Below are 19,358 nucleotides of genomic sequence, written 5' to 3'. Positions count from 1 at the left end.
AAATGGTGGCGCGTTAGTATAAAGTATTCAACCGGCGCCGGTTGAATGCTCAATTGTCAGATTGCCTTTAAAATATTACTCTAGAACGGGCATCTTCTCGGGAAGAATGCCACGATGCACCTCACGCCTGAAAGTTCCGAATGGAATTAGCTCCAGATTTTGCGGTCCTCTTCAATGCGACGCCCGCCGCCTGTATGGTGATGGCGCCGGATTTCACCATCGTCGCGGTCAATGACGCCCATTTGGAAGCGACCGGCGCGGTGCGTGAAGATATTGTCGGACGTGACATCTTCGACGCCTTCCCTTCCAATCCTGTCCATGTCGATGGCGACGGCGTGTTCAACGTGCGCGCCTCGATGCTGCGCGTATTGCAGACCAAGCGGCCCGACATGATGCCGATCCAGCGCTATGATGTCCCGACCCAAGGCCGGCGGGAAGCCGGATTTACGGTGCGCTACTGGAAGCCGGTGCACTTCCCGGTGCTCGACGGCAGCGGAGAAGTCGCCTACATTGTCCAGCACGTCGAAAACGTGACGCAGGCAATGAGCGATACCGAGCATGTCAACGAAATGCGCGCCGAGATTTCGGTGCAGGCGCAGCAGATTAGCAGCCTGCGCTACATCGCCGACCTGTTCGAGCAGGCGCCTACCTTCATGGCCGTGCTGACTGGCGCCGAACACCGCGTCGCGTTCGTCAACGGCGGCTATCTCAAGCTGATCGGTCACCGCGACATCATCGGCAAGACCGTGGCGGAGGGATTGCCCGACGCCACCGAGCAAGGCTACGTTACGCTGCTCGACCAAGTGTTTCGCAGCGGCGACGCCTATGCGGCCGACGGCGCCAAGTACGCCGTGCAGCCCATGCCTGGCGGCCCGGTCAACGAACGCTTTATCGACTTCGTGTTCCAGCCGATCCGCGACGTCCACGGAGAGATTAGCGGCATTTTGGTACAGGGCGTGGACGTTACTAAACGTATGCTCGACGAAAAACGCCGCACCGCCCTGATCCAATTCACCGACGCGATCCGCGACCTCAAGACACCCGAGGACATCATTTTTCAGTCGTGTCTCATCCTTGGCCTAAGCCTCGGGGTAAGCCGGGTCGGCTACGGGACCATCGATCCCGTGGCCGAGACGCTGACGGTTGCACGCGATTGGAATGCGCCCGGAGTGGCGTCGTTAGCCGGCGCGCTCGACTTGCGCGATTATGGCTCCTTCATCGACGACCTGAAACTTGGCAAGTTCATCGCCATTGACGATGTCGAGTCTGATCTGCGCACGCGCGAAGCCGCTGCGGCGCTCAAGCAGCGACATGCGGCATCCTTCGTCAACGTACCGGTGAAGGAAGGCGACCGCCTGGTCGCAGTCATGTTCATCAACAACTCGCGTGCGCGCCACTGGATGGCCGAAGACCTGGACCTGATCAGCGAAATCGCGGCGCGCACCCGGACCGCCAGCGAGCGGTTGCGCAGTGAGATGGAGGTGCGTTTAAGTGAAGCGAAATTCAGAACCATCACCGACGCGATGCCGCAAATGGTCTGGTCGACCCGGCCCGACGGCTTCCACGACTACTACAATGATCAGTGGTACCGTTTCACCGGCACTTCCCAGGGCTCGACCGACGGCGATGGCTGGAACGACTTATTCCATCCTGACGAGCAGCAGTTAGCCTGGTCGAAATGGCGCCATGCGCTGCTCACAGGAGAGACCTACGAAGTCGAATACCGCTTGCGCCACCACTCCGGCCATTACCGCTGGGTGCTGGGCCGCGCCCAACCGGTCTTTGGGGAGGAAGGCGAGATCGTACGGTGGATGGGCACTTGCACGGACATTCATGCGCAGAAAATGGCCGAGGAAGCGTGGCGCCGGGAAAGCCTGCGCAAGGACGAATTTTTGGCTATGTTGGCGCACGAGCTACGCAATCCACTGGCGCCCATCAGTACCGCGGCACAGCTCATCAAGATTCCCGGAGCGGACGCCAAGCGGATCGCGCAGGCGGGCGACATTATCGCTCGCCAGGTAAAGCACATGGTCACCATCGTCGACGACCTGCTGGACGTTTCAAGGGTGACGCGGGGCCTGGTGGAAATCCAGAAGACCTCCCTTGACCTGAAAAGCGTCATCAATGGCGCGATCGAACAGGTTCAGCCATTAATACAGGCACGTGGCCACGAATTATTATTGAGAATTACGCCACAACGCACAGTCGTGCTGGGCGACCGCACGAGACTTATCCAGGCACTGTCCAATGTGCTCAACAACGCGGTCAAATACACACCGCAGCGCGGCCACATCGCCCTCGAACTCGATGTCATCGAGGGACAAGCCCGCATCACTATCGCCGACAACGGCATCGGCATCGAGCCCGAATTGTTACCGCTGGTCTTCGACTTGTTCACCCAGGCGGAACGTACGCCGGACCGCGCACAAGGCGGCCTGGGCCTCGGTCTCGCGTTGGTAAAAAGCATCGTCGAACTGCATGACGGTTTGGCACAGGTCGCTAGCGAAGGCACGGGCAAGGGAAGCACATTCGCCATTATGCTGCCCATGGCAGGGACGGAGCATGAAATATCGGACGCGACCCTGATGCGTGAACACCAGCACGACGGCGCGGGTCTGCGCGTGCTCATTGTCGATGATAATCAAGATGCCGGCACCATGCTGGGGTACATGCTGGAGGCGGCCGGCTACATGGTTCGCGTGGAAAGCGATGCCGCAAGTGCTATACAGGCAACGCGGGAATTCGATGCCGAGGTATTTATCCTGGATATCGGGCTGCCCGACATGGATGGATATGAACTTGCGCGCCGTCTTCGCGCGGATGAGCGCAATGCCGGTACTGCCATCATCGCCCTGACCGGCTATGGACAGGCGGAGGATCGTGCGTTATCGGATGCTGCCGGCTTCGACCACCATTTCGTCAAGCCCGCCGACCATAAGGAACTGCTGCAAATTCTCACCGGCCTGGGAATCAGCCGCATGCGTAAAACCCGGTAAGTCGCCCGCCCCCCCGCAATATCTCCGAGCAGCTCCAGGCACGCCATCGAACGGAAGCTGCCAGGGATGTGGGATACTGGATGCTCCAAAGCCATCAAATAGGAGCGGCGCATGCAATTCGAGGCAACACTGGAATGGAAACGCGACGGACAGGATTTTCTCGGACAGCGCTACAGCCGCGCGCACACCTGGCGCTTCGACGGCGGCGCGGTCGTGCCGGCGTCGTCGTCGCCGCTATCGGTGGCGCTGCCGATGTCCGACGCCGCCGCCGTCGACCCCGAGGAGGCGCTGGTGGCCGCCGCGTCGAGCTGCCATATGCTGTTCTTCCTGTCGATCGCCGCCAGACGCGGGCACACGGTCGACAGCTACACCGACCACGCCATCGGAACGCTCGGCAAGAACGCGCAGGGGAAAATGGCGATGACGCGCATCGCGCTGCGCCCGGACATCGTGTTCGCCGGCACGGCGCCGCCGGGCGAAGATGAGCTGCACGCCATCCACCACGAGGCCCACGACAAGTGCTACATCGCCAATTCGCTTAACTTCGAGGTGGTGGTCGAGGCGCCGGCGGCGTAGCCGGATCAGGTTTCCAGATCGCTCGACAGGCCGACGCGGCGACGCTCGCCACCCAGCGACAGCGGTCCCTCCAGATTGCTGACCAGCCGCACCACGCCGCCGGCGACCGCGTCGTCGAGCTGGTGCATCAGGCGCGGGAACAGGCCGTCGGCGCGGGCGCGTTCGGTGCCGTACAACGCCGCCCAGGCGTTGCGGCCGGAGCGTTTGGCGATGTACAGGCCCTGGTCGGCCAGTTCCACCACCTGCGACCACGACAGCAGGCGCGGTTGCGCCGGCAGGAAGGGGAAACAGGCGAAACCGATCGAGCAGGTCTTCGACAAGCGCACGCCGTCCGGCAGCACGAACTCGCGCTCGGCGACGACCCGGCGCATGCGCTCGGCCACCACGCGCGCGTCGTCGCGGTGGGTGGCGCGCGCCAGCACCAGGAACTCCTCGCCGCCCCAGCGGATCACATAGTCCGATTCGCGGAACACTTCGCGCAGGCGCTCGGTCATCTGCACCAGGATGGCGTCGCCGGCGGCGTGGCCGTAACGGTCGTTGACGTCCTTGAAGTGGTCGATGTCTACCATGAAGAACACCAGGTCGTTGGGCGTCCGCGGTTCGCAGTCGGGCAGCTGCTGGCCGCGATGCTGGCCGCCGTCGTAGCCGCGCAAACTCATCGCCACATCGGCGTCGACGTTGCGCAGGAAGAAGCGGCGGTTGCGCAGGCCGGTCAACTGGTCGGTCAGGCTGACTTCCTCGAGCGCCTGGTAGGCGCGTTCGAGCTCCAGGTTTTTCTCCAGCAGTTGCTCCTGGGTCGCGCTCAAGGTCTTCAGGGTCGCCGCCACCTGGCGGTAGGCGCTGGCGTTGTCGAGCGCGATGGCGCCGTACGCGCACAGGGTGCGGAAGATCAGCCGCTCGCGCTCGCCGTAGGCGTGGGCGTGCAGCGACTGCACCGTCATCGCGCCCAGCACGCGCTCGCCCACGCGCAGCGGCGCGAACAGCAAGGTCAGGGTCGGCAGCGTGCCCGGGATCAGGTTCGGCGTCACCTCCGCCGCGCCCAGTTCGATCAGGATCTCGCGCCGCTCGCGCACGCAGCGCGAGGTGTTGGCGCGCGGGTCCGCCAGCGAATAGCGCACCTCCGGCAGCGGATTGCCGGCCTCGACGCCGAAGGCGCACGACAGCCACACGCCGTTCGGCTCCAGCAGGAAAATCGAGAAATGCGTGGCGTCGAGCAGGCCGTGCACGTGGCGGTCGAGCGCGCGGAACACCGCCGCCGCGTCCAGGTGGGCGGTGATCTCTTGGCCGATCGCGCTCAGGTGCGCCAAGGTTGCGCTGGTTTGCTGCAGCACCTCGGCGCGCTGCGCCTCGGCCGCCGCCAGCTGGCGATGGTGCTCGGCCTCGGTCTGCGCGCGCTCGGTCTGGTACTGCACCTGCATGGCGATGGCGCGGTTGGTGGCCTGCTGGCTGTGGGTCTGGTCGCGCGCGGCGCCGGCCTGCAGCGCGATCGCGTAGGCGCGCGCGTGGTCGCCGATGGCGGCGTACTCGCGCGCGGTGGCGTCGAGCAGCGCGCCGGGCACCGTGTAGCCGTCGATGGTGGCGGCGATCTCCAGCGCCAGCAGCAGGTAGTGCAGCACCGGGTTGGGCGCCATCATCAGGTCCGGCTCGGGCAGCGCGTGGTGGGCGTGGATATCGGCCAGCACGTTGAGGGCGGCGATCTGGCCCAGCGCGTCGCCATGCTCGCGCGCCAGCGCCAGCGCGCCGCGCACGGCGGCCAGCGCCTCGTCCGGGCGGTCCAGGTGCGACAGCGCATGCGCCTGGCCGCGCCGCGCGCTGCTCTGGAAATCGTTCTGCGCCAGCGCGTCGCCGCGCGCGGCCAGCCGGGTGAAGCTGTCGAGCGCGGCCGCGTGGTTGCCCAGGTCGAGCGCCAGGTCGCCCTGGTATTCCAGCGCCACCGCGTAGGCGCGCGAACCGGACAGCGGCGCCAGCACGGCCAGCGCCTCGCGCAGCAGGGTCTGGGCGGCCTCGCGCTGGCCCAGCTGGCGCAAGGTTTCGGCGGTCTGCATCAGGCACATGCCGATCGACAGCGGCCAGCCGGCCGGACGCGCCAGGTCGAGCCCGCGCTGCATCCATTCCAGCGCCGCCTCGTGCGCGTTGAGGCTGGTGAAGCCATTGCCGATGTTGGTGGCGATGATGATGGCGCGGCGGACCTGGCCGGTCGCCTGCGCCATCTCGAAGCTGAGCATCAGGTGGCCGATGGCGCGGCCGTACTCGCTGCGCTGGAAGGCGCAGGTGCCGAAGTAATCGCTGACCCAGCCGGCGGCGATCGGCGGCAGGCCGCCGGGATCGACGTCGAAACGGCCGTCCCATTGCCGCTGCGCGGCCTGCCAGTCGCCGAAGGCGGCGCAAATGCCGGCGGCGGCGTCGATCACGTCCACCCGCACCGGATCGCCGCCGGCGCGGGCGGCCGCGCCGGCCCGGGCCAGCCAGCGGTCGCCGGCCGCGCTGTCGCCCCGGTCGTTGGACACCCAGGCCAGCACCCAGCAGGCGTCGGCACGGGCCAGCGCCGACGCGACGGACGCGTCGGGAGTGATGGCGGCGGCCTGCTCGAACAGCGACAGCGCCTGTTCCGCCTGGTATTGGCCGGTGTCGAGCTGGCCGTTGAGCCATTCCGATTCGGCGGCGATCAGCAACAGGCGGCCGCGCACCACCAGCGCGTCGGCCGGTGGCAGCGCGCCGGCCAGCGGAACGATATCGGCGGACAGGGCGCGCGCACGTGCGGGCGCGCGCTGGCGCAAATGCCAGGCGAGCGCCATCAGCAACGGCAAGCGCGCCGTGCCGGAAATTTCCGGCAACTCCGCCTCCCACCGCGCCAGCTCCTCATCGAGGGCAAACATGTCCACCAAGTGACGTCCTTTGACTGTGTGCCGGGCGCAGTTGCCCAAACGCATTTAAAACGCTGTCACCGCATTATTCCACAGTTTTCAGGAGCCCTCGCCATCGCGCTTCAAGTGCCTGAATGCAAAGCGAATTCAGTTCTTCGCGGCAATTTTCACTGCGTTTTGGGCGCGTCGGTTTTGCCCGCCGCCATCTGCGGCACGGACTTCATGTGCTGGGTGATGGTCGGCTCCAGCTTGGCCGCCAGCGCCTTGACGTCCGGGTCCTTGGCCTTTTGCCGGGCATCGGTGACCAGTTTGTGGGCGGCCTTGTGGTCGTTGACGCCGGCGTTGGCGATATAGGCCTTGTCGAACTCCTCGCCGCTGAGCGCGTTGAGCCGGTCGGCCATCTTCTTGTGCTTGGCGTCGGGCTCGGCGGGCAGGGTCACGTTCTTGGCCTGCGCCACCTGCTGCACCTCCTGCAAGCCCTTGGTGTGGTCGTCGACCATCTTCCGGGCGAAGGACTTGACCTCCGGCGAGGTGGCTTTTTGCAGCGCGATATTGCCGGCGGCGACCTCGTTCACATTGGCCTGGGCCAGGCTGGTGAGGATGCGCTGGTCACCCTTGCTCAGATTTTGGGCAAGGGCCGCGCCGGCGGCCAGCAGGCCCAGACACGCGGCGACGGCGATGCCGATCTTGTTGTTCATGATGGGTTCCTCCCAAAAGAATGACGAGGAATTAATTTTACAAAGCCTGGACCATGACGGACGCACCTTACGGCTATGCAAGGACAAGCACGCCAAGCGCGGCCGCAACGAAAAAAGGCGCCGGCAAGCCGGCGCCTTCAGGAGTAGGACAACGCTTAGGAAGCGTGCTTGCTGATCTCGATCAAACGGGTCCGCATGGTGTCGCTGGCGGCCGGGCCCGGCGCGAACATATAGTCCTCGTCGTTGATGGCCAGGCCGCTGTTGGCGTCGACCAGCACCTGATCGGCCGGTTTGCCGGTTTCGCGGCTCACCACCAGCAGGCTGGCGCCTTCCGGTGCCAGATGGTCGTTGCCCCAGGCGATGAAGGCCAGCAGCACAGGCTTGAAGTCGCGGCCGGCCTTGGTCAGCAGGTATTCATAGCGCGGCGGACGGGCGCTGTACTGGCGCCGCTCCATCAGGCCGCCCTCGACCAGACCGGCCAGGCGGCGGGTCAGCATGTTCGGGGCGATCTTCAGGCTCTTTTCAAATTCGTCGAAACGCGACAGGCCGTAGAAGGCGTCGCGCAAAATCAAAATGCTCCACCATTCGCCAACTTTACCCAGGCTGCGTGCGATAGGGCAAGGCATGCGGCCGAAATCGGTATGTTTCATTTGTAACTCCTTGGTTCAGGTTGAACAAGAAAATCAATTATGGAAAACACTGCGCTATCTATCCGCCGGAACGGCGGCGAGCGAGTTGTATTCGGGGAAGCTATGTGACAATGTAAGTATTTTTCGCTGTCAATTTTTGTCTCCTTTTTGACCCTGCGGTTTACATATTTTCTTCTATAAAACAACAGTTTTCGGCCTGCTCCACTCTCCAACCTAGACCAAAAAAACGGCATTGAAAAATCACCAAAACTCACAATATGGGAGGGACGCATCCCTTGTGACGGGCACCGACCCAACCGCCAAGACGGGGCGCGTCCTTGCTCGCACCGACTAATTCCCAAAGACAACAATTTCACAATTGCCATCTCCCAACACTGAATCAATTATTGATGATCTAGAAAAACCGTGCTTTTGCTGCAAGTGACCAGGGTTCTGTAGGCGGAGAAAACTATTAAAAATTTTTAAAAGATAGGCATAATACGCAACAGGGCGTCACGAACTTATCAATCATCCAAGGTGAACCATGCCGACGGCCAGTGACAGTACGCAGCGCAAAATTCTCATCGTGGACGACTCCGCGTTCGAGCAGCGCGTGCTGGTCGACCTGCTCAGCGAGCTGCCCTACAAGGTGTCGGTGGCCTTCAACGGTCTGCAGGGCTACCAGCTGGCGCTGGCCAATCTGCCGGACCTGATCCTGCTCGACGTGCGCATGCCCAATATGGACGGCTACACGGCCTGTAGGTTGCTCAAAGCCAACCCCGTCACGCAAGACATCCCGGTGATCTTCCTGAGCGGCGCCGACGCCGACGAGGAGCGCATCATGGGCCTGTCGATCGGCGGGGTCGACTATGTCTCCAAGCCGTTTTCGCCGGGCGAGCTGGCCGCCCGCATCCAGGTGCACCTGAACCTGGCGCGCCGGGTCAGCGACCGCGGCCTGCAGGCCTCCAACGACGCCGAGGCCGGCACCGCCGGCGGCGCCGCTGGAAGCGGTGCCGACAGCGACCCGGACGCGGTCATCGTGGCCGCCGTCAAGCGCCTGATCGCCGACAACCTGGCCACCCTGCCGGGGCTGGCGGATATCGCCCGCAGCGTCGGCACCTACCGGGAAAAATTGTCACAGATCTTCCGCGAGCAAACCGGCATGACGGTGTTCGCCTTCATCCGCGAGGCCCGCATCCGGCGCGGCGAGGAATTGCTGCGCGATACCGACATGGACGTGCAGGACATCGCGCTGCTGATCGGATTTAACAATGCCGGCAATTTCGCCACGGCTTTCCGCGAACGCACCGGCATCACGCCGAGCGCCTTCCGCGCATCCATCCAGCAAAGAAAAACGCCGCTGGCCTGACGGCGAGCGGCGCTTCCGGCCGGACTTTCGTGCCGCCGTTTTCTAGCGCAAGCGGAACACGCTGACCACCGCCGCCAGATTGGCGGCCTGCTCCTGCAACGAGCCGGCGGCGGCCGCCGCCTCCTCGACCAGCGCGGCGTTTTGCTGCGTCACCTCGTCCATCTGCGTGATGGCGCGGTTGACCTCCTCGATGCCGGTGCTTTGCTCGTGGCTGGCGGCCGAGATCTCGGCCACCACGTCGCTGACGCGGCGCACGCTGGCCACCACCTCGGTCATCGTCGTGCCGGCCCGCTGCACCAGCGCCGTGCCGCTGTCGACCTGGGTCACCGAATCGTCGATCAACTGCTTGATCTCCTTGGCCGCGGCCGCGCTGCGCTGGGCCAGGTTGCGCACCTCGCTGGCGACCACGGCGAAGCCGCGCCCCTGCTCGCCGGCGCGCGCCGCCTCGACGGCGGCGTTGAGCGCCAGGATGTTGGTCTGGAAGGCGATGCCGTCGATGACCGAAATGATGTCGACGATCTTGCGCGAGGCGGCGCTGATCGCCTCCATCGTGGCGATCACCTCGCCCACCACCTGGCCGCCGTCGGTGGCGGTGCCGGACGCCGATTGCGCCAGCTGGTTGGCCTGGCGGGCGTTGTCGGCGTTCTGCTTGACGGTCGAGGTCAGCTCCTCCATCGCCGAGGCGGTCTCCTCCAGCGAACTGGCCTGCTCCTCGGTGCGGCTCGACAGGTCGAGGTTGCCGCTGGCGATCTGGGCCGACGCGGTGGCGATGGTGTCGGTGCCGCCGCGCACCTCGCCCACCACCCGCAGCAGGCTGTCGTTCATGGCCTTGAGCGACAACATCAATTGGCCCGTCTCGTCCTTGCTGGTGCTGGCGATGTGGCCCGTCAGGTCGCCCTCGGCCACGCGGCGGGCGATCACCACCGCCTCCTGCAGCGGCGCGGCGACGGCGCGCGACACCGTCGTCGCCAACACCAGGCTGATGACGATCAGCGCCGCCAGCGCGCCCAGGATCAGCTTGCGCGCCAGCGAGAACGTCTGCTCGGCCGACGTGTCGGACGCGGCGCTGCCGTCGTCGTTGATCTTGGCCAGCGCGTCGAGTTGTTCGTTAATCTGGCGGAACACCTTGTTGGAGGCGCCACGGAACAGCACCCGCGCCTCGTCCTTCTGGCCGGCGCGCGACAGCGCCATCAGTTTCTTGCTCTCGGCCAGGTAGGCTTCCATGGTTTTCTGGAATTCGGCGTAGATGCGGATCTCGTCCGGCTCCGACACCAGCGGCGCGTACGAGGCCTGCTGCTTGCCCAGGGTCTCGAGCCGGGTCGCCATCGATTTCTCGGTGGCCGCCATGTCGGCCTCCTCGGACAGCAGGATGTGGGTCGATTCGGAGATGCGGTAGCGCGACATCGACGTCTGCATCTGGCCCAGGTAGCGCACCGCCGGCATCCAGTTGGTGGCGATGTCGGTCGAGGCCTGGTTGACCTTGACCAGCTGGTTGATCGAGAACAGGCCGAGGAAGCAGGTCAGCGCGATCACCACCGCGAACGCCAGGATTAACTTCTTGCCTATCTTGAGATCATAGAACCATTGCATTTTGTGCTCCATATTTTTTCCACTTGGAAATGAATGATAGAGCGTGCCCAGGACAATGTCGATTTTTGTCGTGTTTTTCTACGCGCTTAGTTGTAGCTTTGCCTCCTGGCCGCGCATCTGCCGGCGCCAGAAGAACCACGACGCCAGCGCGTTGAGCCAGTAGGCCGCGTACAGCGCGGCCGTCAGGTACAGGCCGCGGCTGGCGTACAACGGAACGGAAACGGTGTTGACCAGCAGCCAGAACGGCCAGGTCTGCAAGCGCCGCCCCATCAACAGCAGCTGCGCGATGATGCTGAACATCAGCACGGCCGAATCGATGAACGGCGCGTAGGCGTCGGTATACACTTGCAGCATCAGGCCGTAGGCGGCGGTGGCCGCCAGGCCCGCCACCGCCATCGAGCCCACCAGCAACGGCCGCGCCCTGGAAATCGGCAGCGCCCCGCCGCCGCCGCCAGCCATCCACTGGCGCCAGCCGATCAGGCAGGTGACGATGAAGAAGCCTTGCAGGGCGACGTCGGCGTACAGCCTGGAGGTGTAGAACAGCGCGGCGAACATCGAACAGCCGATCACGCCCAGCCACCACGAATGCACATTGTTACGTCCGGCGAGCACGATGGACAGCGCCATGACGGCATTGGCGGCGACTTCCAGCGGTGTGGTCAAAACGGCGTCCTTCGGTCGATGGCGCCGAGGTTCGGCGGGGCGGCGGCGGCGGCCGGCTACTCGCGGCAGTCCGCCGGCAGCAGTCGGGCCGGGATGCCGTCGCTGCCGCAGCGCCAGGCCACGCGCTTATTCTCGTCCAGGCTCGGCGTGAACGCAATAGCCTTGCCGCGATAGTTCAGGTCGGCCGGAAACACGTGCACCGCGCCGTTGGCGGCATCGACCGTGATGTTCTGCACCACGTGGTTCGGATCGGCCATCGCGTAGCCGGCCTGCTCCAGCGTGGCCGGCCCGCTGCCGTGGGCGTAGAAATAGCGCTCCACCGCCGCCGTCGCGTCCTGGCCGACGCCGACCACCTGCGCCATGCGCGCGCGCGTCGTATAGTCCTGGTAGGCGGGCAGCGCCACCGCCGCCAGCACGCCGGCCAGCGCCAGCACCGCCAGCAGCGAGCCGGCGCCGCCGACGCCCAGGCGCGGCACGAACAGCGCCATCAGATAGGCCAGCCCGTGGCGGGCGGGCTGCTCGACCTCGCTGCCGCCGGCCAGCCCGCGCATCACCGCCATGCGCTTGACCAGCCACGGATAGTCGCCGACCAGCTCGTGGAACGACATCCAGAAGCCGGACGACTGCTGCGCCTGCGCGGCATAGCCGGCCGTGCTGAGCTGACGCCAGCGCTTGCCGCCGGCCGCCAGCGCCGACAGGCCCACCTGAGCGCTGTCGAGGTCGTCGCAGGCGTGGAAGCCGTGGCGGTCGCACGTGTATTCGCGCGCGCGGGCGTACGCCGCGCCCAGCAACGGCACGAAGGCGGCCGGCGCCAGCAGCGCCGACCAGCGCAGGTGCTGGCGTTTGAGGTGGCCGATCTCGTGGCCGATGTAGAAGTTGATCGCGTCCGGGCGGTCCTCCAGCGCGTCGACGACGTCCGAATACAGCACGATGAAGTTATTGCCGAGAAAGCGCGTGGCGAAGGCGTTGAAGCTGCCGCCCATCTGCAGCAGATACGCCTCCGGCGCCTGCTCCAGCCCGAGGCGCCGGCAGCAGGCGTCGATGCGCTCGCGCAGGTCGGGGAACTGCTCGGCCGTGATGCGCACGCCCGTGCCCTTGAGCCAGGACACCAGCGCCGATTGCGCGAAGCAGTAGGTGATGAAGAACAGCAGTAAATACACCAGCGCCATGCCCATGGTCGCCGCCAGCAGGCCGGTCCAGACGGCCAGCGAGACGGCCAGCATGATGCCGAACAGCGCTTTTTCGTTCTTGTAAACCAATTCCATACGGCTCCCCAGTTTCCCGGAAGCTATTTTAGCGGCTTATTTACGAAAAATACAACTCTTTATGATAACGTTGTCTGGAGTTCAGCGATATTGATCGGCTTGACCAGGTGGGCCGCGAAGCCGGCCTCGCGGCTGCGGTGCTTGTCGTTCTCCTGGCCGTAGCCGGACAGCGCGATCAGTTTCAGGCCGTCGCCGCGCGGCAGGCGGCGCAGATGGGCGGCCAGCTCGAAGCCGTCCATGCCGGGCAGGCCGATGTCGAGGATGGCCACCTGCGGCATCGCCCTGCCCGCCTCGGCGATGGCGTGGGCCGGATCGTAGGCCACCGTGGCGCTGTAGCCGAGCGCGCCGAGCAGGTCGGCCAGCGAATCGGCGGCGTCCTGGTTGTCGTCGACCACCAGCACGCGGGTGCCGCCGCCCCGCGCCGGCGCGGCGTCGGCAGGCGTCTCGGCCGCCGCCTCCTCCACCACCGACTCTGGCAGGGTAAGCGTGAAAGTGCTGCCGCGCCCTTCGCCGGCGCTGTAGGCGGCCACCTCGCCGCCGTGCATCTGCACCAGGTTGCGCACCAGCGCCAGTCCGATGCCCAGCCCGCCCTTGGCGCGGTCGACCAGGCGGTTGCCCTGCACGAACAGGTCGAAGATGTGCGGCAGCAAGGTGGGCGAGATGCCCGGGCCGTCGTCGGTGACCTGTATCGTCAGCGCGCGGTCCTGGACCCGGGTGGCCAGGGTCACGTGGCCGCCGGCCGGCGTGTAGCGCGCCGCGTTGCTCAGCAGGTTGGACACCACCTGCGCCAGCCGCGCCGGGTCGCCGTGCCAGCGCACCGGCGCCACGTCGACCAGCAGCCGGTGCTGCTTTTGCTCGAGCAGCGGGCTGGCCATTTCGATCGCCCTGTTGAGCACGTCCGGCAGCGCCACCGTCTCCTTGCGCAGCTCGACCTTGCCGCTGGCGATGCGCGAGACGTCGAGCAGGTCGTCCACCAGCCGCACCAGATGGTCGACCTGGCGCTGGATCACCTCCTGCTCGTGGATGGTCTCGCTGTGCTCGCCGCCGCGCAGCTTCATCAGCTTGAGCGCGGTGACGATGGGCGCCAGCGGGTTGCGCAGCTCGTGGCCCAGCATGGCCAGGAATTCGTCCTTGGTGCGCGCCGACGCGTTCAGGTCGGCGTTGAGGCGCTCGCTCTCGGCCATCGCCTGCGCCAGCGCGCGGTCGCTGTCGAGGCGGCTCAGGGTGGCGCATACGGTGGCGGTGTACTGTTCCAGGAACTGGCGGAACGACGCGTCCAGCGGCAACCGCGGCGAGACGCGGAACGCCAGCGCCAGCTCGTCGCACAGTTGCAGGTCGGCGCCGCGGATGACGACGACGGCGGGGTCGCCGACGGCCAGGTCGGCGCCATTGGCGGCGTCCGCGCCCGGCCCGCGCAGCAGGTCCACCGACAGCAGGTCGCCCGGATCGTCGCCGGCGCCCAGGGCGATGCCGGCGCGCACGTCGGCCTCGCTGCGGCAGGCCAGCAGCCGGCGCGCCAGCAGGTCGAGCGCGTGGCGGCGGCGCTCGGCCAGCACCTGGGTGGTGGTCTCGGTGCACACCACCAGCACGCCGGCGATGCGGTCGTCGCCGCCGAACACCGGCGTGTAGGTGTAGCTCCAGTAGACATCCTCGATGCGGCCGTTGCGCCAGATCGGCACCAGGTTGTCGGCGTACCAGCGCGGTTCGCCGCCGTTGCGCACCTCGTCGATCTGCGGCCCGATGATGGGCCAGATCTCGGCCCAGCATGCGCGCCCGCCCTGTCCGAGCGCGGCCGGATGCTTGCCCTCGCCGAAGCACGGCACGTAGGCGTCGTTGTAGACCTGGGTCAGCTCGTCGCCCCACCACAGGAACATCGGATGGACCGAATGCATGACGATGCCCACGCTGGTGCGCAGCGCGGCCGGCCAATCGGCGATGGCGCCCAGCGCCGTGTTTTGCCACGGAAAGTCACGCACCATGTCGCGCATCGGCGTGCCGCCGCCGATAAAGCGGTACGACCGTTCGCCGACGGTGGGAAAGGACAGGGTTGTAACGGAGTGGGCCGCCATGATGATTTTATGTGCCTAAAGCCGAAGTGTAACAAGAGTAGTGTACGGCGGCGCACAATAGGCGCGCCCCGCGCCGGAGCTGGCCCGGCGGCGCGCATTGTAGTTAGCAAGCAACGCCAACGTCCTCAACATCCCTTAATAAATCAACTCACTGATCGTTTCCCCGCCGCCGATTTTTCGCGCGGTGAAGTCGCATATGATCGATTTTCCCAAGCAGGGAGAGACATCCACACAGCAACAAAAAAAACCAAAAGGATACGCATGAAGAACCGGAACGCAAGTCCGCTCAAACCGTCCGTGCTCGCCGTCAGCGGCGTGCTGGCCGCGATGGCCAGCATGGCCACCCCCTCGCAGGCGCAAACCTCCCCCGCCGACTCGCCACCGGCTGCCGCGCAGTCGGCCGACTCAGTGGTGGTGGTCACCGGCTTCCGCGCCAGCCTCAACAGTGCGCTGAACACCAAGCGCGCCAGCGACGGCATCATCGACGTCATCAAGGCCGAGGACATCGCCAAGTTCCCCGACGCCAACCTGGCCGAATCGCTGCAGCGGGTGCCGGGCGTGTCGCTCACGCGCGGCGACGGCGGCGAGGGCAAGCAGATCACCGTGCGCGGCCTCAACGCCGGCTTCACGCGCGTGCGCATCAACGGCATCGAGGGCGTGACGGCCACCGGCGCCTCCGACATCAACGGCAGCACCAACCGCGGGCGCGGCTTCGACTTCTCCGTGTTCGCCTCCGAACTGTTCAACAGCCTGGAGGTGCGCAAGACCTCCGAGGCCAGCGTCGAGGAAGGCTCGCTCGGCGCCACCGTCGACCTGCGCACCGCGCGCCCGTTCGACTTCAAGGGCCGCACCTTCAGCCTGGGCGCGCAGGAGATGCACAATTCGCTGTCGAAAAAATACAGCCCGCGCGTGACCGCGCTGCTGTCGGACCGCTGGAAAACGCCGTACGGCCAGTTCGGCGCGCTGATCTCGGCCGCGTATTCGAAGCGCACCGTGCAGGAGGAAGGCTACGAGGCGGTCGAGCTGCTCAGCGCCAGCAACGACGGCGGCTTTTGCGCGCCGGCCGGCTACGCGCCGCAGAACCCCGCCAACAACGCCGTCAAGGGCATCGACGCGGCCAACTGCGGCTTCGGCGTGCCGCGCACGTCCAACCTGGCCGCCTACAACGACGTCATGTCGCGCACCGACAACTACGGCGGCACGGTCGCCAACCCGCTGGCCGGCTCGGGCGCGTTCGCGCCGCGCATTCCGCGCTACCGCCGTTCGATGACGCAGTACGAGCGCTCCGGCGTGACCGGCTCGCTGCAATGGCGCCCGAGCAGCAGCACCGAGCTCAACCTCGATCTGCTCGGCGGCAAGTTCAACAACAAGCGCTACGACAACTACATCTCGGCCATCTCGTTCGGCCGCAGCCTCGGGCAATCGAACGGCAAGCCGCAGACGTCGATCCTGGAAACCCACTTCAACGACGCCGGCAGCTGGGACTACGGCAAGTTCAACGCGGTCGACATCCGCAGCGAAGGATTGCTCGACGTCTACTCGACCCTGTTCCGCCAGCACGTGTTGTCGGGCCGCCACGATGTCACCGACCGCCTCAAGATCGACTTCCTGACCGGCCAGTCGCGCTCGGACCTGGACGAGCCGCAGCGCACGACGGTGCAGTTCGACTCTCCCAACGCCAACGGCTACTCCTTCGACTTCCGCAACAACCGCAACGTGCCGACGATGAACTTCGGCATCGATGTCACCAATCCGAACAGCTTCAGCTTCGCGCCGCAGGAGGCGGACGGCACCTTCCACGGCCAGTTCGTCGGCCGCTACCTGCACACCCGCAACACGCTCAAGACCAACCAGGTCAACGCCAGCTACGAGCTCAACGACAACCTGACCTTGCGCACCGGCTTCTCCAAGCGCGACAACACCTGGACCAACGTCGAGATCGGCTCCGGCGGCAACGGCCTGACCCTGCCGGCGGGCGTGGGCATGGGCGACATCACGCGCCAGATCGGCGGCTTCGGCAAGGGCCTGGGCGCCGGTGGCGTGCCGAACTCGTGGGCCGCCGTCGACCTCGACAAATTCCTCAAGGTCTACAACATCGAATGCCATTGCACCGAGGTGCCGGGTTCGAGCTACAACTATTTGAACCAGGCCAACCGCGGCGTCGACGAGTCGATCAAGGCGCTGTTCCTGGCGGCCGACTTCAAGTACGACCTGTTCTCGATTCCGCTGCGCGGCAATGTCGGCGTGCGCCACGCCCGCACCGACGTCGACAGCTTCGCCATGCTCAACGCCAACGGCGTGCTGGAGCCGGCGCGCTTTAAAAACAGCTACCGCGACACCCTGCCGGCGCTCAACGTCTCGGCCACCCTGCCGCACGACGTGATGCTGCGCTTCTCGGCCGGCAAAACGCTGGCGCGTCCGGAGTACACCGACCTGGCGCCGTCGACCACGCTCAGCACGCAGGTGCAGACGGTCACGATCGGCAATCCGCGCCTGGCGCCGATCCGCGCCAAGACCTACGACGTGCAGGCCGAGTGGTACTACGCCAAGAACGCGATGGTGTCGGTGGGCGCCTTCCACAAGGACATCGGCACCTTCATCCAGGGCGTGTCGGAGCGCGCGGTGTTCTCGTCGCTGGGCTTGCCGGAGTCGATCCTGCTGGGCGGCGGTTGCAGCATCACCGGCGGCACCCCGGCCTGCGCCACGCTGCCCAACACCACGGTGGTGGTCAACCGCCAGGTCAACACACCGGGCGGCCCGCTGACCGGATATGAGTTCAACCTGCAGGCGCCGTTCAGCTTCCTGCCCGGGATCTGGGCCAATTTCGGCCTGCTGGCCAACTACACGCACGTCGATTCGAAGATCACCTACATCACCCGGGTGGACAATCCGAACACGGCCGCCAACGAGCAGCTGACGCGGCGCGCCAACTTCACCGGCCTGTCGCCGAAGGCGCACAACCTGACGTTGTTCTATGAGGACAAGAAGTTCAGCGCGCGGGTGTCGGCGGCGCACCGCTCGTCGTATCTGCTCAGCGTGCTGGGCGACGTGCAGGGGCACGACTTCACCATTGTCGATGGCTCGACCAATATCGACTTCAGCATGTCGTACAACATCACGCCGCAGTTGCGCGTCAGTCTGGAGGGGCAGAACCTGAACGACACGCCGCTGCGCTATGGGCGCGACAGCCAGCGCAATGACACCTTGTTGTATGTGCATTCGGGACGCACGTTCGTGGTGGGGTTGAACTACAAGTATTAAGGAAAAAGAAGCAACTCCTTCGACAAGAAGTATTACAGCAACCAGCTCGACGTGTTCCAGAACCTGCTGTATGGCGCGCCGCGCAACGTCTCGGGGACGCTGCGCTACGTGTTCTAGGCGCGGCGAGGGGGCCATGCGCGCCGGCCGGCGGCCAGTTCGTGCGGTTCCAGAGTATTTTGATCTGCATCATGGTTTTTGCAAATAGTAAGGGGGAGACTGGCTTGTATCGGCGTCGACGCGTCGTTTCAATCCCCCACTAAGGAGCAGCACCATGCAAAAAACCATGAAGGCGGCGGTCGTCCGCGAGTTCGGCCAGCCGCTGGTCATCGAGGAGGTCGCCGTGCCGCAGGTCGGCCCCGGCCAGATACTGGTCAAGGTGGCCGCCACCGGCGTCTGCCACACCGACTTGCACGCGGCCCAGGGCGACTGGCCGGTCAAGCCGAAGCCGCCGTTCATCCCCGGCCACGAAGGGGTTGGGCATGTGGTCGCCGTCGGCGCCGGCGTGCGCCATGTCAGGGAGGGCGACCGGGTCGGCGTGCCGTGGCTGTACACGGCCTGCGGCCACTGCCCGCATTGCCTCGGCGGCTGGGAGACCCTGTGCGGCGAACAGCAAAACACCGGCTACTCGGTCAACGGCAGCTTCGCCGAATACGTGCTGGCCGATCCGAACTTCGTCGGCCACCTGCCGGCCAACGTCGGTTTCGTCGACATCTCGCCGGTGCTGTGCGCCGGCGTCACCGTCTATAAGGGATTGAAGGTCACCGACACCAAACCGGGTGATTGGGTCACGATCTCCGGCATCGGCGGACTGGGCCACATGGCGGTGCAGTACGCCAAGGCCATGGGGCTCAACGTGGTGGCGGTCGACATCGACGACGGCAAGCTCAAACTGGCCGAACAGCTGGGCGCGACGGTGACGGTCAATGCCCTGCGGACAGATCCGGCCGCCTTCATCCAGAAAGAACTGGGTGGCACGCAAGGGGTGCTGGTCACCGCCGTCTCGCCCAAGGCGTTCCAGCAGGCGCTGGGCATGGTGCGGCGCGGCGGCACCGTCTCGCTCAACGGACTGCCGCCGGGCGACTTCCCGCTGTCGATCTTCGACACCGTCCTCAACGGCATCACCGTGCGCGGCTCGATCGTCGGCACCCGGCTCGACTTGCAGGAAGCACTCGACTTCGCCGCGCGCGGCCAGGTCCGGGCCACCGTCAGCACGGACACGCTGGAGAACATCAACGACGTGTTCACCCGTATGCGGCGGGGCGACATCGAGGGCCGCGTCGTGCTCGACTTCGAGCGCTAGCCGCATTCTCCTCCGGGCAACAAATCTTTGCCGAGGCCGGCAATTTGTGGGAGCATAGGTTTCCACTATTGCGTCGCG

The 19,358-nt window shown here is 65.6% G+C and carries 12 protein-coding genes; 5 read left to right on the top strand and 7 right to left on the bottom strand.

Going from position 1 to position 19,358, the window contains the following annotated elements; all coding sequences use genetic code 11:
• Positions 1-140: 140 nt before the first annotated feature.
• Positions 141-2,996, top strand: a complete 2,856-nt coding sequence (locus AC07P1_RS25985; RefSeq protein WP_494698550.1) for a PAS domain S-box protein — start codon at positions 141-143, stop codon at positions 2,994-2,996.
• A 111-nt stretch (positions 2,997-3,107) separates the two neighbouring features.
• Positions 3,108-3,572 (top strand): OsmC family protein, encoded by a 465-nt coding sequence (locus tag AC07P1_RS25980; RefSeq protein WP_494698549.1) that lies wholly within the window; start codon positions 3,108-3,110, stop codon positions 3,570-3,572.
• Positions 3,573-3,577: 5 nt separating this feature from the next.
• Here the strand turns inward: AC07P1_RS25980 and AC07P1_RS25975 are convergent, their stop codons facing one another.
• The 3 genes from AC07P1_RS25975 to AC07P1_RS25965 all read right to left on the bottom strand — a co-directional run bounded on the left by AC07P1_RS25975 (position 3,578) and on the right by AC07P1_RS25965 (position 7,784).
• On the bottom strand, positions 3,578-6,448 hold the full coding sequence (locus tag AC07P1_RS25975) for a GGDEF domain-containing protein (RefSeq protein ID WP_494698548.1): 2,871 nt from the start codon (positions 6,446-6,448) through the stop codon (positions 3,578-3,580).
• Between the two features lie 155 nt (positions 6,449-6,603).
• Positions 6,604-7,134, bottom strand: coding sequence for a DUF4142 domain-containing protein (locus AC07P1_RS25970; RefSeq protein WP_494698547.1), 531 nt, complete (start codon positions 7,132-7,134; stop codon positions 6,604-6,606).
• Between the two features lie 155 nt (positions 7,135-7,289).
• Positions 7,290-7,784 (bottom strand): winged helix-turn-helix transcriptional regulator, encoded by a 495-nt coding sequence (locus tag AC07P1_RS25965; RefSeq protein ID WP_090326449.1) that lies wholly within the window; start codon positions 7,782-7,784, stop codon positions 7,290-7,292.
• Between the two features lie 523 nt (positions 7,785-8,307).
• Between AC07P1_RS25965 and AC07P1_RS25960 the strand changes: the two genes are divergently transcribed.
• Positions 8,308-9,132, top strand: coding sequence for a response regulator transcription factor (locus AC07P1_RS25960; protein ID WP_494698546.1), 825 nt, complete (start codon positions 8,308-8,310; stop codon positions 9,130-9,132).
• A gap of 42 nt (positions 9,133-9,174) precedes the next feature.
• Here AC07P1_RS25960 and AC07P1_RS25955 read toward each other — a convergent pair whose 3' ends face one another.
• The 4 genes from AC07P1_RS25955 to AC07P1_RS25940 form a co-directional block, all read right to left on the bottom strand.
• Positions 9,175-10,722, bottom strand: coding sequence for a methyl-accepting chemotaxis protein (locus tag AC07P1_RS25955; protein ID WP_494698545.1), 1,548 nt, complete (start codon positions 10,720-10,722; stop codon positions 9,175-9,177).
• A gap of 78 nt (positions 10,723-10,800) precedes the next feature.
• Entirely contained in the window at positions 10,801-11,385 is a 585-nt protein-coding gene (gene pnuC, locus AC07P1_RS25950; RefSeq protein WP_494698544.1) for a nicotinamide riboside transporter PnuC, read from the bottom strand.
• Between the two features lie 56 nt (positions 11,386-11,441).
• On the bottom strand, positions 11,442-12,650 hold the full coding sequence (locus tag AC07P1_RS25945; RefSeq protein ID WP_494698543.1) for a M48 family metalloprotease: 1,209 nt from the start codon (positions 12,648-12,650) through the stop codon (positions 11,442-11,444).
• A 59-nt stretch (positions 12,651-12,709) separates the two neighbouring features.
• Entirely contained in the window at positions 12,710-14,719 is a 2,010-nt protein-coding gene (locus AC07P1_RS25940) for a hybrid sensor histidine kinase/response regulator (RefSeq protein WP_494698542.1), read from the bottom strand.
• 261 nt (positions 14,720-14,980) lie between these two features.
• On the opposite strand from AC07P1_RS25940, the gene AC07P1_RS25935 reads away from it, so the two are divergent.
• Both AC07P1_RS25935 and adhP read left to right on the top strand, forming a co-directional pair.
• A complete protein-coding gene (locus AC07P1_RS25935) occupies positions 14,981-17,980 on the top strand; it encodes a TonB-dependent receptor (protein ID WP_494698541.1) in 3,000 nt (999 codons plus the stop codon).
• 271 nt (positions 17,981-18,251) lie between these two features.
• Positions 18,252-19,280 carry an alcohol dehydrogenase AdhP gene (gene adhP / locus AC07P1_RS25930; protein ID WP_494698540.1) on the top strand — a complete coding sequence of 343 codons (1,029 nt, stop codon included), beginning with the start codon at positions 18,252-18,254 and terminating at the stop codon, positions 19,278-19,280.
• Positions 19,281-19,358 lie beyond the last annotated feature (78 nt).

Source organism: Duganella sp. GW821-FHT07F09 (assembly GCF_059418705.1).
Note: the sequence above shows the minus strand (reverse complement) of the source record. Positions and strands in the feature narration are given on the sequence as shown.